The sequence below is a fragment of the uncultured Limimaricola sp. genome (assembly GCF_964022235.1).
Taxonomy (GTDB): domain Bacteria; phylum Pseudomonadota; class Alphaproteobacteria; order Rhodobacterales; family Rhodobacteraceae; genus Limimaricola.
The window spans coordinates 40,817-54,240 of record NZ_CAXHZL010000001.1; the positions used below are offsets into that span (position 1 = coordinate 40,817).

At 66.3% G+C, this 13,424-nt stretch carries 15 protein-coding genes; 8 read left to right on the forward strand and 7 right to left on the reverse strand.

The window, feature by feature from the left end; all coding sequences use genetic code 11:
- Window positions 1-348 precede the first annotated feature (348 nt).
- Window positions 349-672, reverse strand: a complete 324-nt coding sequence (locus tag AADJ02_RS00215) for a hypothetical protein (protein ID WP_341210987.1) — start codon at window positions 670-672, stop codon at window positions 349-351.
- A gap of 77 nt (window positions 673-749) precedes the next feature.
- Entirely contained in the window at window positions 750-1,622 is an 873-nt protein-coding gene (serB, locus tag AADJ02_RS00220; RefSeq protein WP_341210988.1) for a phosphoserine phosphatase SerB, read from the reverse strand.
- A 159-nt stretch (window positions 1,623-1,781) separates the two neighbouring features.
- Between serB and AADJ02_RS00225 the strand changes: the two genes are divergently transcribed.
- The 7 genes from AADJ02_RS00225 (at window position 1,782) to AADJ02_RS00255 (ending at window position 8,461) form a co-directional block, all read left to right on the forward strand.
- Window positions 1,782-2,936, forward strand: a complete 1,155-nt coding sequence (locus AADJ02_RS00225; RefSeq protein ID WP_341210989.1) for a phosphoserine transaminase — start codon at window positions 1,782-1,784, stop codon at window positions 2,934-2,936.
- 85 nt (window positions 2,937-3,021) lie between these two features.
- Window positions 3,022-4,617, forward strand: a complete 1,596-nt coding sequence (serA, locus tag AADJ02_RS00230) for a phosphoglycerate dehydrogenase (protein ID WP_341210990.1) — start codon at window positions 3,022-3,024, stop codon at window positions 4,615-4,617.
- A gap of 149 nt (window positions 4,618-4,766) precedes the next feature.
- On the forward strand, window positions 4,767-5,819 hold the full coding sequence (gene mnmH, locus AADJ02_RS00235; RefSeq protein ID WP_341210991.1) for a tRNA 2-selenouridine(34) synthase MnmH: 1,053 nt from the start codon (window positions 4,767-4,769) through the stop codon (window positions 5,817-5,819).
- Between the two features lie 52 nt (window positions 5,820-5,871).
- Window positions 5,872-6,474 (forward strand): bifunctional nicotinamidase/pyrazinamidase, encoded by a 603-nt coding sequence (gene pncA / locus AADJ02_RS00240; protein ID WP_341210992.1) that lies wholly within the window; start codon window positions 5,872-5,874, stop codon window positions 6,472-6,474.
- Window positions 6,471-7,760, forward strand: coding sequence for a nicotinate phosphoribosyltransferase (gene pncB / locus AADJ02_RS00245; RefSeq protein ID WP_341211394.1), 1,290 nt, complete (start codon window positions 6,471-6,473; stop codon window positions 7,758-7,760). The genes pncA and pncB overlap by 4 nt, the downstream gene beginning before the upstream one ends.
- 23 nt (window positions 7,761-7,783) lie before the next feature.
- Window positions 7,784-8,023, forward strand: a complete 240-nt coding sequence (locus AADJ02_RS00250) for an Lrp/AsnC ligand binding domain-containing protein (protein ID WP_341210993.1) — start codon at window positions 7,784-7,786, stop codon at window positions 8,021-8,023.
- Between the two features lie 84 nt (window positions 8,024-8,107).
- Window positions 8,108-8,461, forward strand: coding sequence for a hypothetical protein (locus AADJ02_RS00255; protein WP_341210994.1), 354 nt, complete (start codon window positions 8,108-8,110; stop codon window positions 8,459-8,461).
- Between the two features lie 21 nt (window positions 8,462-8,482).
- Here the strand turns inward: AADJ02_RS00255 and arfB are convergent, their stop codons facing one another.
- The 4 genes from arfB to AADJ02_RS00275 all read right to left on the reverse strand — a co-directional run bounded on the left by arfB (window position 8,483) and on the right by AADJ02_RS00275 (window position 12,382).
- A complete protein-coding gene (gene arfB, locus AADJ02_RS00260; protein WP_341210995.1) occupies window positions 8,483-8,893 on the reverse strand; it encodes an alternative ribosome rescue aminoacyl-tRNA hydrolase ArfB in 411 nt (136 codons plus the stop codon).
- Window positions 8,894-9,253: 360 nt separating this feature from the next.
- A complete protein-coding gene (locus tag AADJ02_RS00265) occupies window positions 9,254-10,102 on the reverse strand; it encodes an esterase-like activity of phytase family protein (RefSeq protein WP_341210996.1) in 849 nt (282 codons plus the stop codon).
- A gap of 4 nt (window positions 10,103-10,106) precedes the next feature.
- Complete coding sequence (gene mepA, locus AADJ02_RS00270; protein WP_341210997.1) at window positions 10,107-11,024, reverse strand: penicillin-insensitive murein endopeptidase; 918 nt, start codon at window positions 11,022-11,024, stop codon at window positions 10,107-10,109.
- The gene (locus AADJ02_RS00275; RefSeq protein ID WP_341210998.1) at window positions 11,021-12,382 is read right to left on the reverse strand and encodes an MFS transporter; all 1,362 of its coding nucleotides are present in this window, start codon (window positions 12,380-12,382) and stop codon (window positions 11,021-11,023) included. The genes mepA and AADJ02_RS00275 overlap by 4 nt, the downstream gene beginning before the upstream one ends.
- A 287-nt stretch (window positions 12,383-12,669) precedes the next feature.
- Between AADJ02_RS00275 and AADJ02_RS00280 the strand changes: the two genes are divergently transcribed.
- Window positions 12,670-12,801: a hypothetical protein gene (locus AADJ02_RS00280; protein ID WP_341210999.1), complete on the forward strand. Its 132-nt coding sequence runs from the start codon at window positions 12,670-12,672 to the stop codon at window positions 12,799-12,801.
- Between the two features lie 31 nt (window positions 12,802-12,832).
- Here AADJ02_RS00280 and AADJ02_RS00285 read toward each other — a convergent pair whose 3' ends face one another.
- Window positions 12,833-13,402 (reverse strand): acyl-CoA thioesterase, encoded by a 570-nt coding sequence (locus AADJ02_RS00285; RefSeq protein ID WP_341211000.1) that lies wholly within the window; start codon window positions 13,400-13,402, stop codon window positions 12,833-12,835.
- Window positions 13,403-13,424 lie beyond the last annotated feature (22 nt).

Sequence of the window (13,424 nt, forward strand, 5' to 3'; positions counted from 1 at the left end):
GGATCAACTCGATAGCCAGAGGCTTATCAAGATTCCCGCCCCATGGGAAAGCCCCGCGCGGTCACATGTCTGCGCGGATATCCGCCAAGGCAGGGGGTGTGCTGTCGGAATCCGGAACCGTGACCCCTTTGTCACGCGGTGCTGCATCGAGGGGCCGCTTCGGCGCGGGCAGCAAGGGCGAGGGAATATCGTGCGAGCTGATGTCAGGCACAGTGGTCGTGCTTGCGCGCGGTCTCGCGTCTCCCGCTTCGGGATTCGCGCATAGACGTTTCGGTCTCGATCATCGGTAGGCCTGTCAGGTCGCACGAGAACCGGCCGGGCCCCGTCGGTGAGGGGCCCGGCGGGTCGTCACATGTCGATGGCTTCGCAGACCTCGACGCTGCCACCATCCGCGACCATCGGGCAGCCCTTGGCCATTTCGATCGCGGCGTCGATGTCGGGCGCGGTGACGATGGTGTAGCCGAACGCCGGGTTCGCACCGCCGTCATGCGTAACACCGCTCTGGCTCACGGTGTGCGATTTGCCCGCCGCCGAGCCTTCGTCGGAAATGTTGGACTTGATGCCGTCCATCCAAGCGGTCCAGCGGGCCATCGCCTCGCGGCCCGCTTCCTCGCTTTCGGGCATGCTCATGCCGTTGCCGTGGTAGATGTACATGAATCGTTTGTCGGCCATGTCGTCTTCCCCCTGTGGCGGGGCAGCAGGTGCCTGCCCCTGCGTCAGTGTCGAACGGCGCATCGATTCGTGCAAGATCAAATAGTGAACATTTCCTTGCGGTAGCCCTGCACGTACAGCAGCGCTGTCAGGTCGCCGTGATTCACCCGCACCTCGCACTGCTCGGCCACCACCGGTTTGGCGTGCAGCGCCACGCCGGTTCCGGCAAGCCCCAGCATGCCCAGATCATTGGCCCCGTCGCCTACGGCGATCACCTCAGCGGGGGTGATGCCGAGCCGGGCGGTGATCTCGTTCAGCGCCTGCACCTTGGCCTCGCGCCCGAGAATCGGGCGGGCGACCTTGCCAGTAAGCTTGCCGCCTTCCGCCAGCAGCGTGTTGGCGCGGTGCTCGTGAAAGCCCAGGTCACCGGCCACCTTTTCGGTGAAGGCAGTGAAGCCGCCCGAGACCAGCGCCGCATGGCTACCGTTCGCCTTCATGGTCGCGATCAGCGCGCGCCCGCCCGGCATATGGGTGATCCGCTCGGCCAGAACCTTGGCGATCACGCCCTCGTCGAGATCCTTGAGCAGCCCGACGCGCTCGATCAGCGCGCCTTCGAAATCCAGCTCGCCGTTCATCGCCCGCTTGGTGATCTCGGCCACGCGCGGTCCGACGCCGGCCTCAGCGGCCAGCTCATCGATGCACTCCTGCTCGATCATCGTGCTGTCCATGTCGGCCAGCAGCATCCGCTTGCGACGGTTGGCAGTAGGCTGGATCACCATGTCGACACGGCTGGCCTGAAGATCGGCCCAGACCGCCCAGCGATTGTCCGGCAACGCCGGGATCTCGAACTCCACCGCCTCATTGGGGGCAAGCCAGTCGAGCGCCGTGCCGCCCCAGGCGCTGCGCAGGTTTTCGGCAAGCACGGGATCGAGCGGGGTGCCGGGGGCGGTGAGGAGCAGGGCGGTGAACATGGGGCGATGTTTCCGATAGTGACGCGGGACGGCCCGCTTGCGACGTTTGGCGGTGCCTTAACGGCAATTTCCCCGTTGTGAAAGCGCATGAGGGAGCGTAGATGCGGCGACGGGACACCTCTCCCCAACGAGAGGCGCTTATCTGCAAGGATACCAGCAATGGTTAAGACGACTCCGGACCAACGTCCGTCGAATCCGCGTTTTTCCTCCGGCCCCTGTGCCAAACCCCCCCATTGGAGCCTCGACAAGCTCGCCGACGCACCGCTCGGCCGCTCGCACCGTGCTGCCATCGGCAAGTCCAAGCTCGCCGCCGCGATCGAAGAGACCCGTGAGCTCTTGGGCGTGCCCGCTGACTACCGCATCGGCATCGTGCCCGCCTCGGACACCGGTGCCGTGGAGATGGCGATGTGGTCGATGCTGGGTGCGCGCCCGGCCACCATGGTCGCGTGGGAAAGCTTCGGTGCGGGTTGGGTCACGGATGTCGTGAAGCAGCTCAAGATCGAAGCCGAAGTGAAGACCGCCGACTATGGCCAGATCGTCGACATGGCCGCTCTCGATTACGATACCGACGTCGTCTTCACCTGGAACGGCACCACCTCGGGTGTGCGCGTGGCTTCGGGCGACGCGATCCCCGCCGACCGTCAGGGCCTGACCATCTGCGACGCCACCTCGGCCGCCTTTGCGCAGGACCTGCCGTGGGACAAGCTCGATGTCACCACCTTCTCCTGGCAGAAGGTGATGGGCGGCGAGGCCGCGCATGGCATGCTGATCCTGAGCCCCCGCGCCGTCGAGCGGCTGGAGAGCTACACCCCCGCATGGCCGCTGCCGAAGATTTTCCGCATGACCAAGGGCGGCAAGCTGATCGAGGGCATCTTCAAGGGCGAGACGATCAACACGCCGTCGATGCTCTGCGTCGAGGATTACCTCGTGGCGCTGGCATGGGGCCGTGAGGTCGGTGGGCTGAAGGGGCTGATGGCCCGCGCCGATGCCAACGCCAAGACCCTGTGGGACTTCTGCGATGCGCGGCCGTGGATCGCCAACCTCGCCGAGGACGAGGCGATCCGCTCGAACACCTCCGTCTGCCTGAAGTTCACCGACGACCGCATCACCGATGGCGCGGCCTTTGCCAAGGCCGTGGCCAAGCGGCTTGAAAAGGAGGGCGTGGCCCTCGACATCGGCGCCTATCGCGACGCGCCCGCGGGCCTGCGCATCTGGTGCGGCGCCACGGTCGAGACCGCCGACGTCGAGGCGCTGCTGCCTTGGCTCGACTGGGCCTTCGAGGCCGAGATCGCCGCTATGGCCGACGCCGCCTGATCCCTTTACGGGGCGCGCGCATCGACGCGCCCCGCTATTCCCATTCCCCGGACGCATTCCGTCCGACCGCCACAGGAGCATCCAAATGCCCAAGGTTCTCATCTCCGACGCCCTTTCCGACGCCGCCGTTCAGATCTTCCGCGATCGCGGCATCGAGGTCGACTTCCAGCCCAAGCTCGGCAAGGACAAGGAAAAGCTCGCCGAGATCATCGGCAACTACGACGGCCTCGCGATCCGTTCGGCGACCAAGGCGACCGAAAAGCTGATCGAAGCCGCGACCAACCTCAAGGTCATCGGCCGCGCCGGCATCGGTGTCGACAACGTCGACATCCCGGCCGCGTCGAAGAAGGGCATCATCGTGATGAACACGCCCTTCGGCAACTCGATCACCACCGCCGAGCACGCGATTTCGATGCTGATGGCCGTGGCGCGCCAGATCCCCGAGGCCAACGCCTCGACCCATGCGGGCAAGTGGGAGAAGTCGCGCTTCATGGGCGTCGAGGTCACCGGCAAGACACTGGGCGTGATCGGCGCGGGCAACATCGGCTCGATCGTGATCGACCGCGCGCATGGTCTCAAGATGAAGGTCGTGGCCTATGATCCCTTCCTGTCGGAAGAGCGCGCGGCCCAGATCGGCGTCGAGAAGCTCGAGCTCGACGAGATGCTCAAGCGCGCCGATTTCATCACGCTGCACGTGCCGCTGACCGACCAGACGAAGAACATCCTGTCCAAGGACAACATCGCCAAGCTCAAGCCCGGCGTGCGCATCGTCAACTGTGCCCGTGGCGGTCTGGTCGACGAGGCGGCTCTGGCCGAGGCGATCACCGAAGGCCGCGTCGCCGGTGCGGCGTTCGACGTCTTTGCCGAAGAGCCCGCGACCAATTCGCCGCTGTTCAACCTGCCCAACGTCGTCGTGACGCCCCACCTCGGTGCTGCGACCACCGAGGCACAGGAGAACGTGGCGCTTCAGGTTGCCGAGCAGATGTCGGACTACCTGCTGACCGGGGCCGTCACCAACGCCATCAACATGCCCTCGATCACCGCCGAAGAGGCGAAGATCATGGGCCCGTGGATCGGCCTGTCGGGCCACCTTGGCAACTTCATCGGCCAGATGACCGACGAGCCGATCACCGCGATCAACATCCTCTATGACGGCGTCGTCTCGGAGATGAACCTCGCGGCTCTGAACTCGGCGCTGGTCGCGGGCATCATGCGCAAGGTGAACCCGGACGTGAACATGGTCTCGGCCCCGGTGATCGCCAAGGAGCGCGGCATCCAGATCTCGACCACCAAGCAGGACCAGTCCGGCACCTTCGAAGGCTACGTGAAGGTCACCGTCGTCACCGAGAAGCGCGAGCGCTCGGTCGCGGGCACGGTGTTCTCGGACGGCAAGCCGCGCTTCATCCAGATCAAGGGCATCAACATCGACGCCGAGATCGGCCGCCACATGGTCTACACCACCAACCAGGACGTGCCGGGCATCATCGGCGTGCTGGGCACTATGATGGGCGAGAACGGCGTCAACATCGCCAACTTCACCCTCGGTCGGAACCAGCGTGCGGGCGAGGCCATCGCCATCCTCTACGCCGACGAGGCGGTCTCCGAGGAAGTGCTGCAAAAGCTGCGCGACACCGGCAAGTTCCAGCAGGTCAAGGCGCTGACCTTCGACGTCGAAGAGTAATCCTCGCCGCAAGGCAGGGCAGGGGGCCGCGGTGGCGCACCGCGGCCCCCTTGTCGTTCTGGGGGCGGCGTCGGGATTTGAGTATTTGAAGAGCAAAGTTGCCACGCGCCGCGCTTTCCGAGCGCGCGCCGCCCCTGTATGAGAGCCGCATGAGCACCCGTTTCGAGACCCTTTCCACCTTTCTCGACCATGGCTTCGATGACGTGATCGACGTGCGCAGCCCCGCCGAATACGCCGAGGACCATGTCCCCGGCGCGATCAGCCTGCCGGTGCTGTCGAACGCCGAGCGCGCCGAGGTCGGCACGATCTACAAGCAGGTCTCGCCGTTCGACGCGCGCAAGATCGGCGCGGCCATCGTGGCAAGGAACGCCGCCAAACACATCGCCGGGCCGCTCGCCGACCACGAATACCGCTGGCGACCGCTGGTCTATTGCTGGCGCGGCGGGCAAAGGTCGAACTCCTTCGCCTCGATCCTGACCCAGATCGGCTGGCGCGCCGAGGTGGTGGAGGGCGGCTATCAGACATGGCGCAGGCTCGTGCACGAGGCGCTCTACGACGCAGTGCTGCCGCACCGTCTGGTGCTGCTCGACGGCTTTACCGGCACCGCCAAGACCGCGCTCCTGCCGCTGATCGAGGCGCGTGGCGGGCAGGTGCTCGATCTCGAGGGGCTGGCCAATCATCGCGGCTCGCTTCTGGGTGGCGATCCGGCCGAGCAGCCCGCGCAAAAGGGGTTCGAGAGCCAGCTGGCCGAACGCCTTGCACGGCTCGATCCGTCCCGTCCGATCCTCGTCGAGGCCGAAAGCTCCAAGATTGGCCGCATCACCCTGCCGCCGTCGCTTTGGGCGCTGATGACCCATGCGCCGCGTATCGAGATCACCGCGCCGATCGAGGCCCGCGCCCGTTTCCTCGCGCATCGCTACGAGGACGTCAGCGCCGACCCCGCCCGCCTGTCTGGCCTGCTCGATCAGCTGCGCGCGCATCGTGGGCACGAGGTAGTCGATGGCTGGCAGAAGCTTCTGGCCGAGCACCGCATGGTCGAGCTGTCGGCGGCGCTGATGACCGAGCATTACGACCCGGCCTATGCCCGCTCTCGCGCGGCCCATGACCCGCAGTTCGCGGCCCGCGTCGAGGCCGATACGCTGGATGGCGACGGGCTCGAGCAGGCCGCCGACCGGATCATGCAGGCGATGCGCGCCATTTGACGCAGGCGCGCCAGCGGCTTACCTCGGTCAGGCCAGACCGGAGGAAAAGCCCATGCGCCCCGCGACCGAAGCCCTCGTCGTCATCGACGTGCAGATCGACTTCTGCCCCGGCGGTGCGCTCGCCGTGGCGGGCGGCGATGCGATCGTGCCGGGCATCAATTCACTGATGGACGAGTTTGCCGCCGTCGTACTGACGCAGGACTGGCACCCGGCGGATCACCTGTCCTTCGCCTCCCAGCATGCGGGCCGCGCGCCCTATGACATGACCGAGATGGCTTACGGCCCACAGGTGCTCTGGCCCGACCATTGCGTGCAGGGGTCGCAGGGCGCGGGTTTCCACCCCGACCTGCGCACCGACGCCGATCTCATCATCCGCAAGGGATTTCGCCGCGAGATCGACAGCTACTCGGCCTTTTTCGAGAACGACCGTACCACGCCCACGGGGCTGCACGGCTACCTGACCGAACGCGGCATCACCAAGATCACGCTGGTGGGCCTCGCCACGGATTTCTGCGTGAACTACTCGGCCCTCGACGGGGCGCGGCTGGGCTATGATGTCACCGTGATCGAAGAGCTGACGCGCGGCATCGATCTCGACGGCTCGTTGGACGCGGCCCGCTCGATGATGCGCGCCGCCAATGTGAGGCTCGGCTGATGGACATCGCCACCCGCGTCTGGAACCACAAGTGGAAGATCGACCCGATCGTCCGCTCGCTCATCGACACCGATTTCTACAAGCTGCTGATGTGCCAGTCGGTGTTTCGCAACCACCCGGACACGCAGGTCACCTTCAGCCTGATCAACCGCACGAAGACCATCCGCCTCGCCGAGATCATCGACGAGGGCGAGCTGCGCGAGCAGCTCGACCACATCCGCACCCTGCGCCTGTCGCGCGGCGAAAGCACGTGGATGCGCGGCAACACCTTCTATGGCAAGCGGCAGATGTTCACGCCCGAATTCATGGACTGGTTCGAGAACCTGCGCCTGCCACCCTACCAACTCGAAAAGCGCGACGGCCAATACGAGCTGACCTTCGAGGGCAACTGGCCCGAGGTCATGCTGTGGGAGATCCCGGCGCTCGCGGTGCTGATGGAGCTGCGCTCGCGCGCCGTGCTCGGGCGAATGGGCCGGTTCGAGCTTCAGGTGCTCTATGCCCGCGCCATGACCCGCACTTGGGAAAAGGTCGAGCGTCTGCGCGGCACGCCGGGCCTTCGCATCGCCGATTTCGGCACGCGGCGGCGGCACTCCTTCCTGTGGCAGGACTGGTGCGTGCAGGCGATGCTCGAGGGCATGGGCCCGGCCTTCACCGGCACCTCGAACTGTCTCATCGCCAAGAACCGCGACCTCGAAGCCATCGGCACCAATGCCCACGAGCTGCCCATGGTCTATGCGGCCCTCGCCGAGACCGACGCCGCGCTGGCCCAAGCGCCCTACAAGGTGCTCGCCGACTGGCACGACGAGCACGAGGGCAACCTGCGCATCATCCTGCCCGACACCTATGGCACCCAAGGTTTCCTCGACCGCGCGCCCGACTGGCTCGCCGGTTGGACCGGCATCCGCATCGACAGCGGCGATCCGGCGACGGGGGCCGAGACGGCGATCGCTTGGTGGAAGGCGCGGGGCGAAGATCCGCGCGAAAAGCTCGTCATTTTCTCCGACGGTCTCGATGCCGAGAAGATCCTCGAACTGCACGCGCGGTTTTCCGGCCGGGTGAAGGTGAGCTTTGGCTGGGGCACGATGCTGACCAACGACTTCAAGGGGCTGGCGGGCGACGCGCTCGCGCCCTTCTCCCTCGTCTGCAAGGCCATCGCCGCCGAAGGCCGCCCCACCGTGAAGCTCTCGGACAATCCCGAAAAGGCGATGGGCCCGGCCTCCGAGATCGCCCGCTACAAGCGCGTCTTCGGCGTCGGCCCGCAGGACGCCATCCCCGTCACCGTCTGACCCCCTTTGAGAAGGTCTTACCCATGTCGCTCCCGCTCTTCGTTCAGATCCGCTGCAAACCCGGCACCACCTACAAGGTCGCCGACGCCATCGCGCTCAAGGAAATCCACTCCGAGCTCTACTCGACCTCGGGGGCCTTCGACCTTCTGGTGAAGATTTACGTGCCCGAAGGCGAGGATATCGGGATGTATCTCAACGAGCACCTGATGGGGGTGGAAGGGATCGAACGGACGCTGACGACGCAGACGTTCAGGGTGTTTTAGCGCCGCCGTCCCCTAAAGGTTGTGCGAATCCTATGATCCGAGAGACCCTTACAACTCGACATGGTTCAAGTTTGTAAAAGGTGCATGATGTTCAAACGTGTATTTGCCGGTGCCTGCGCTGCGATGCTTTTTGCAACGGGTGCGTCGGCTATGCCAGATGGCAGCTATTCGGGAGAGGGCGACGGCTTCAGGCTGAGCGCCGAAGTAAGAGGCAACAGGATCGAGGTCGAGGTCTCCACAGTGGGCTGTCTAGGCGGTGGCGAGGGACAGCTTCGACAGGTCGGGAACAGGGTCTGGCAGGCATACCTCAGCGAATACGGCGATATCTGTGTCATTCAAATCAATGACATGGGGAATTCGTATTACATGCAGGAGGTGCAGGGCTGCTTTGCCTATCATGGAGCACAGTGCGGTTTCACCGGCAGTCTTTCAAAGTAGGTTTCATGGGTAGGTCGAGGATCAGGGTCCCTTCCTGAGCGCCTTCACCTCCCCACGCTGCTTCTTCGCCTCCAGCCGCCGCCGCACCGAGCCCTTCGTGGGCTTTGTCGGTACGCGACGCTTGGGCACGAACACCGCCGCGCGGATCAGCTCGGCCAGCCGCTCGCGGGCGATCTCGCGGTTGCGGGCTTGGTGGCGGGTGTCCTGCACGAAGATGATCACCGCCCCGTCCGTGGTCCAGCGCCGCCCGGCGAGCCGCTTCAGCCGCCGCTTCACCGGATCGGGCAGGTTGGGCGAGCGCTCGGCCTCGAAGCGCAGCTCGACGGCGGTGCTCACCTTGTTGACGTTCTGCCCGCCGGGGCCGGAGGCGCGGGTGAACTGCTCGGTCAGCTCCCAGTCCTCGATGGCGATGCGGTCGTCGATCTGCAGCATGGTCTCTCCCCGAAAGCGCGCCCGCCTCAGATAGCGCGCCCGCAGCCGACATACAAAAGCGCGACAGACGAAAAGGGCCGCCTCCGGCGATGGAGACGACCCTTCGAAGATCAGGAGGTGGGTCGGTTAGACCGGAGTCCACCTGGTGGGTTGTTCGGCCAAGGGCTGCCTCAGCCGCGCACCCCCCAAGCTGTCCCGACACATTTCTCCAATACCCTTCTTGACACTGGATCACCTCCTTTCAGTGGGTTTCGCCTGACCCAAAGCTGGCACGGAAGGTCGCGTCGTCAAACAGAAATATTTGTGACGTTCCGTGGCGGAAAGCGAAGTGTTGCCAATCGCCGACAGGCGGCGCGATTGTCATTCGCCCAACGCGTATTCCACGAACTCCGTGCGCTGGAAAAAGCGGAAATTGTCATCAGACACCATGGTGAGCCGGATCCGGCCCAGATCGTCGCGCCAGACCGAGATGCCTTCGAGGTTGTCGTGCACGCCGATCCCGGTCTCGAGCAGCACCTCCTCGCCCGTGCCGTCGGGCGCAAAGCGCCGCACCCGGCTGCGAAAACCGATGCCCGCGAAGTCGCGCTCGAGCACGTAAAGCTTGCCATCGGGTCCGAAGTCCGCCCCGGTGACGAGAAAGCTGTCGCGGCGCGGGATCGAAAAGGGGACGGTCCATTTCCCCTCCTTCCAGCGGTACACCGGAAAAGGCCGGTCAATGCGACCAGAGCGCTCGGGGATGGTATAGAGCGCGTCCTGCGCATCCACCGCCAGCGCCTCGAGCGAGCTATTGAACCCCATTGCCGAAAAGTCGCGTGGGCGTGGCAACACCTCGGGGCCCTGAGCGCCGGTTTCCGCGCGCACCCGCGCCTTGCCCTCGAACGAGATCCAGCGCCGCCCCGTGGAATCGATCGCCAGATCCTCGCTGTCGGCGAGGATGCCTGTCATCAGCCCCTCGCGCCCCCGGCGCAACGGCTCGGAGCGCTGGATCTCGATCCCGGTGATAAGGCCCTGCGCGTCGCGCGCAAAGCGCCCGTCGACGATCCGCGCGCGGTCGCTCACCGTGACGAAATCGGTGCCATCGGTCTCCAGAGCCGAAAACCCGCCCGAATGATGCGCCGTCTCGGGCCAGACATAGCTGCCGAGGTAATCGGCGCGCTGTGCGTCGGGGGCCCCGCCAAGAAGCAGGGCCGCCAGAACCATCGCTTTCATCGGCTCAATCGCTCGTCAGCACGGCGGCGCACTGGCCGGGCAGGTCGGCCATGGTCAGTTCGCGCTTGGGCTTGGGCTCGGGCGCGTCCGGATCGGCGGGCGGTGCCGGGCGCGGGTTGAGGATGTTGGCCTGCCATTCGCGCGCCTCGGCGCAGCCGTCGCCCGGCGGCGGCGGGTCTTGGGATTCGCAGGCGGTGTCGCCGGCCAAGCAGTTCAGCCGCACATGGAAATGGGTGTTGTGCCCATACCAAGGCCGCACCTTGTTGAGCCACGAGCGATCCCCGGTTTCGGCGTCGCACATCGCGACCTTGGCACCTGGGAAGATGAAGATCCGTGCCGTGCGCGGGTCCGAGGCCGCGGCCTTGACCAGCGCCATATGCGCGGGCGTCCAGTTGGCGTTGGTATAGGCGCCGCCGCGAGCCTGCATGTCGGTCGAGGAGATCGCCTCGCGCTCGGCCACCGAGAGGTTCAGCCGGTCGGTGCGGCGCAGCCAGATGTCGGCGTCGATGCCGGTCTGGTGGCTGGCGTGGCCGGTGAGCATCGGGCCGCCGCGCGGCTGGCTCATGTCGCCCACGTAGATGCCGTTCCAGCCGGGCAGGGCGGCCGCCTTGCGCGACAGATCCTGGATGAAATCGATGGTCTCGGGCTGCGCCCAGTTGCGGTTGCGCGACAGGCGCATCGCCTGCCATGTCGGCCCGGTTTCGGGCAGCTGCGCGGCCCCGGCCTGGCAGCCCTTGGAGTAGAAGCCCAGCGATTCGGCGCGTTGCGACGAGGCTGTCGACACATGGCCGAAGAGCTGCTTGGCGACGCGGGTGTCGTTGGTATTGTGGGTCGAAACCACGGCGCGCGGTGCGGGGGCCTCGCGTTCGCAGGCGGCGAGAAGGCCGAGGCCCAGAAGGGCGGCGGCGAGGGGGCGGATCATGCTGCTCGATCTCCGTTCTTGTTGACCCACCCTAGCAGAAACAGACCCAGCGCGAACAGGGCGATCACCGGCACCAGACCGGCGCGCGTCGATCCGCTCATCCATGTGGCGACGGTGATCGAGAGCGGCGCGAGAAAGGCCGTGGCCCGGCCCGACAGCGCGAAGAGACCGAAGGCTTCGGTGGCCCGCGCGGGGTCGGCATGGCGCACCATCAGGCTGCGCGAGGCCGAATAGAGCGCGCCGCCAGCCCCGCCGATCAGCGCGCCGCAGATGTAGAACAGCACGTCGGGGAGGGGCGAGCCGGGAGGCAGCGCCATGCCGAACAGGCTGTTGCGCGTCATCGACACGATCAGTACCGACACCGCGATCAGCACCCAGACCGACAGGCGGATCACCGGCTTGGGGCCGAGCCGTGCATCCGCGAGCCCGCCCACCCATGTCAGCACCGCCGCCGCGATGGCGCCGATGATGCCGAACACGCCGATCTGGATCACCGACCAGCCCAGCACCAGCGTCGCATAGACCCCGCCAAAGGCGTACACGGCCGCCAGCGCGTCGCGGTAGAGCATCGAGGAGGCGAGAAAGGCCGCGAGGCTCGGGCGGCGACCCACGTCGCGGAAGGTCTCCCACAGCCGTGCGGCGATGGCACGCGGTGTGACCGCGCTGCGCGCCGCCGGGCCGGTGTCGCGCACCCAGATGAAGAAGGGGATGATGAACACCGCGTACCAGATCGCGATGATCGGCCCCGTGGCGCGGGTGCCCTCGCGCATCTCGGGGTCGAGCCCGAAGCCGGGCGGGCGGCCCAGCAGCGTCACGCCCTCCGCGTTTTCGGCAAAGAACAGCAGCACGAGGATCAGCGACACCACCCCGCCCCAATAGCCCAGCGCCGCACCCGAGCCGGAGATCCGTCCGATCATCGGCCCCGTCGCCAGCGAGGGCAGCAGCGCATTGTTGACGTTGGTGGCCGATTCGGCGGCGACGAAGCCCGCAAAGAACAGCACCAGCGCCGGGATCAGCATTTCGCCGTCGGGTTCGAGCACCCAAAGCGCGGCGGCGCAGAGCACGGTGATCACCGAAAACGCCGCGATCCACGGCATCCGTCGTCCCGAAGCATCGGCCAGAGCGCCCAAGATCGGTGCGGTGAAGGCGATGACCAGTCCCGCCACCGTCTGACCCGAAGCCCAGAGCGTCTGTGCGGCGGCGTCGGCCTCCGAGGGGGCGAACCCTTGGGCGGCGAAATGCGCCGTGGCCACGGCGGCGAAATAGGGGCCGAAGATGAAGGTGAGGCCCAGCGTGGCATAGGGCTGCTGCGCCAGATCGAAGATCATCCAGCCCCAGATCCGCTTCTTCGTCGCCATCCCGCTCTCTCCGCCACCGCTCGCGGCGGATCTGACAGGCAAGCGGGTGCAGGGGCAACAGGCGTGCGGTGTATTCGCAGCAGTGTGGGGTTGTGGACCCCGCTGAGAAGGCTTGCGGGACGAACGGCGCGGGCGTAGATTCATCTGACACGCAGCCGCCCGCGAAGGCGTGCGCCCGCGTGACCTGCCACGATCACCGCCCTGATCTCTTACAGGCAACCTTGATTTGCATCGGGTACGCCCGTCCGGCCTGTCGCCGGACGGTAACCTCGCCATGGGAGATCGACATGGGAAAAGGCGACAACAAACGCGGCAACCGCGAGACCAAGAAACCCAAGCAGGAAAAGCCCAAGGTTCTGGCCACCGCGAACTCGGGCGCGACCAAGCCACTGACGCTCGGCGAGAAAAAGGGCCGCTGATCGGCCTTTGGGGCGGGCGTTGCCCGTCCCGTTACTCGGCCGCCAGCGCCTGCGTCATGGCATCCACCATCGGCGGCCAGGGACGCTCGGCCTCGGCGCGGACCCAGTCGGCGATCCAGTCTGGCATCGGCGGTGAGGTCACGTCCTGACCCAGCGCCTCCATCAGCCGCGCCGGGTTCACCACGCCGCCCTTCTTGCGATCGGTGATGGCAAGCCGCACCAGCGCGTGGCTCGTGCATTCGCCATCGGCGCGGAACATCCCCTGCTCGGTATAGACATAACGATCGTCCCAGCAGACGGCGCGGCTGCGCATGGTAAGCCGGGCAAACCCCTGCACCCGCCGGCGGTAGCGCACCGACACCCCGGCCACGGCCATCCCCCAGCCCTTCTTGCGCAGCGCCCCGATCACGCCGATCCGCTTGGACAGCGGCATCCGGCCAAGATCGAACAGCGTCAGCGTGCGGCCGTTGTTCAGCTCGTTCCACATGTCGAGATCCCAGGGCATCACGATATGCCGGCTCTCATGCGTGCCAGTGACGGGCAGGGGCGCGTCCTTGCGGTGGCGCCGGAACTGCCAGAAGAGACGGACGAAGGGATACATGCGCAAGCTCCGGGGTCGGGGG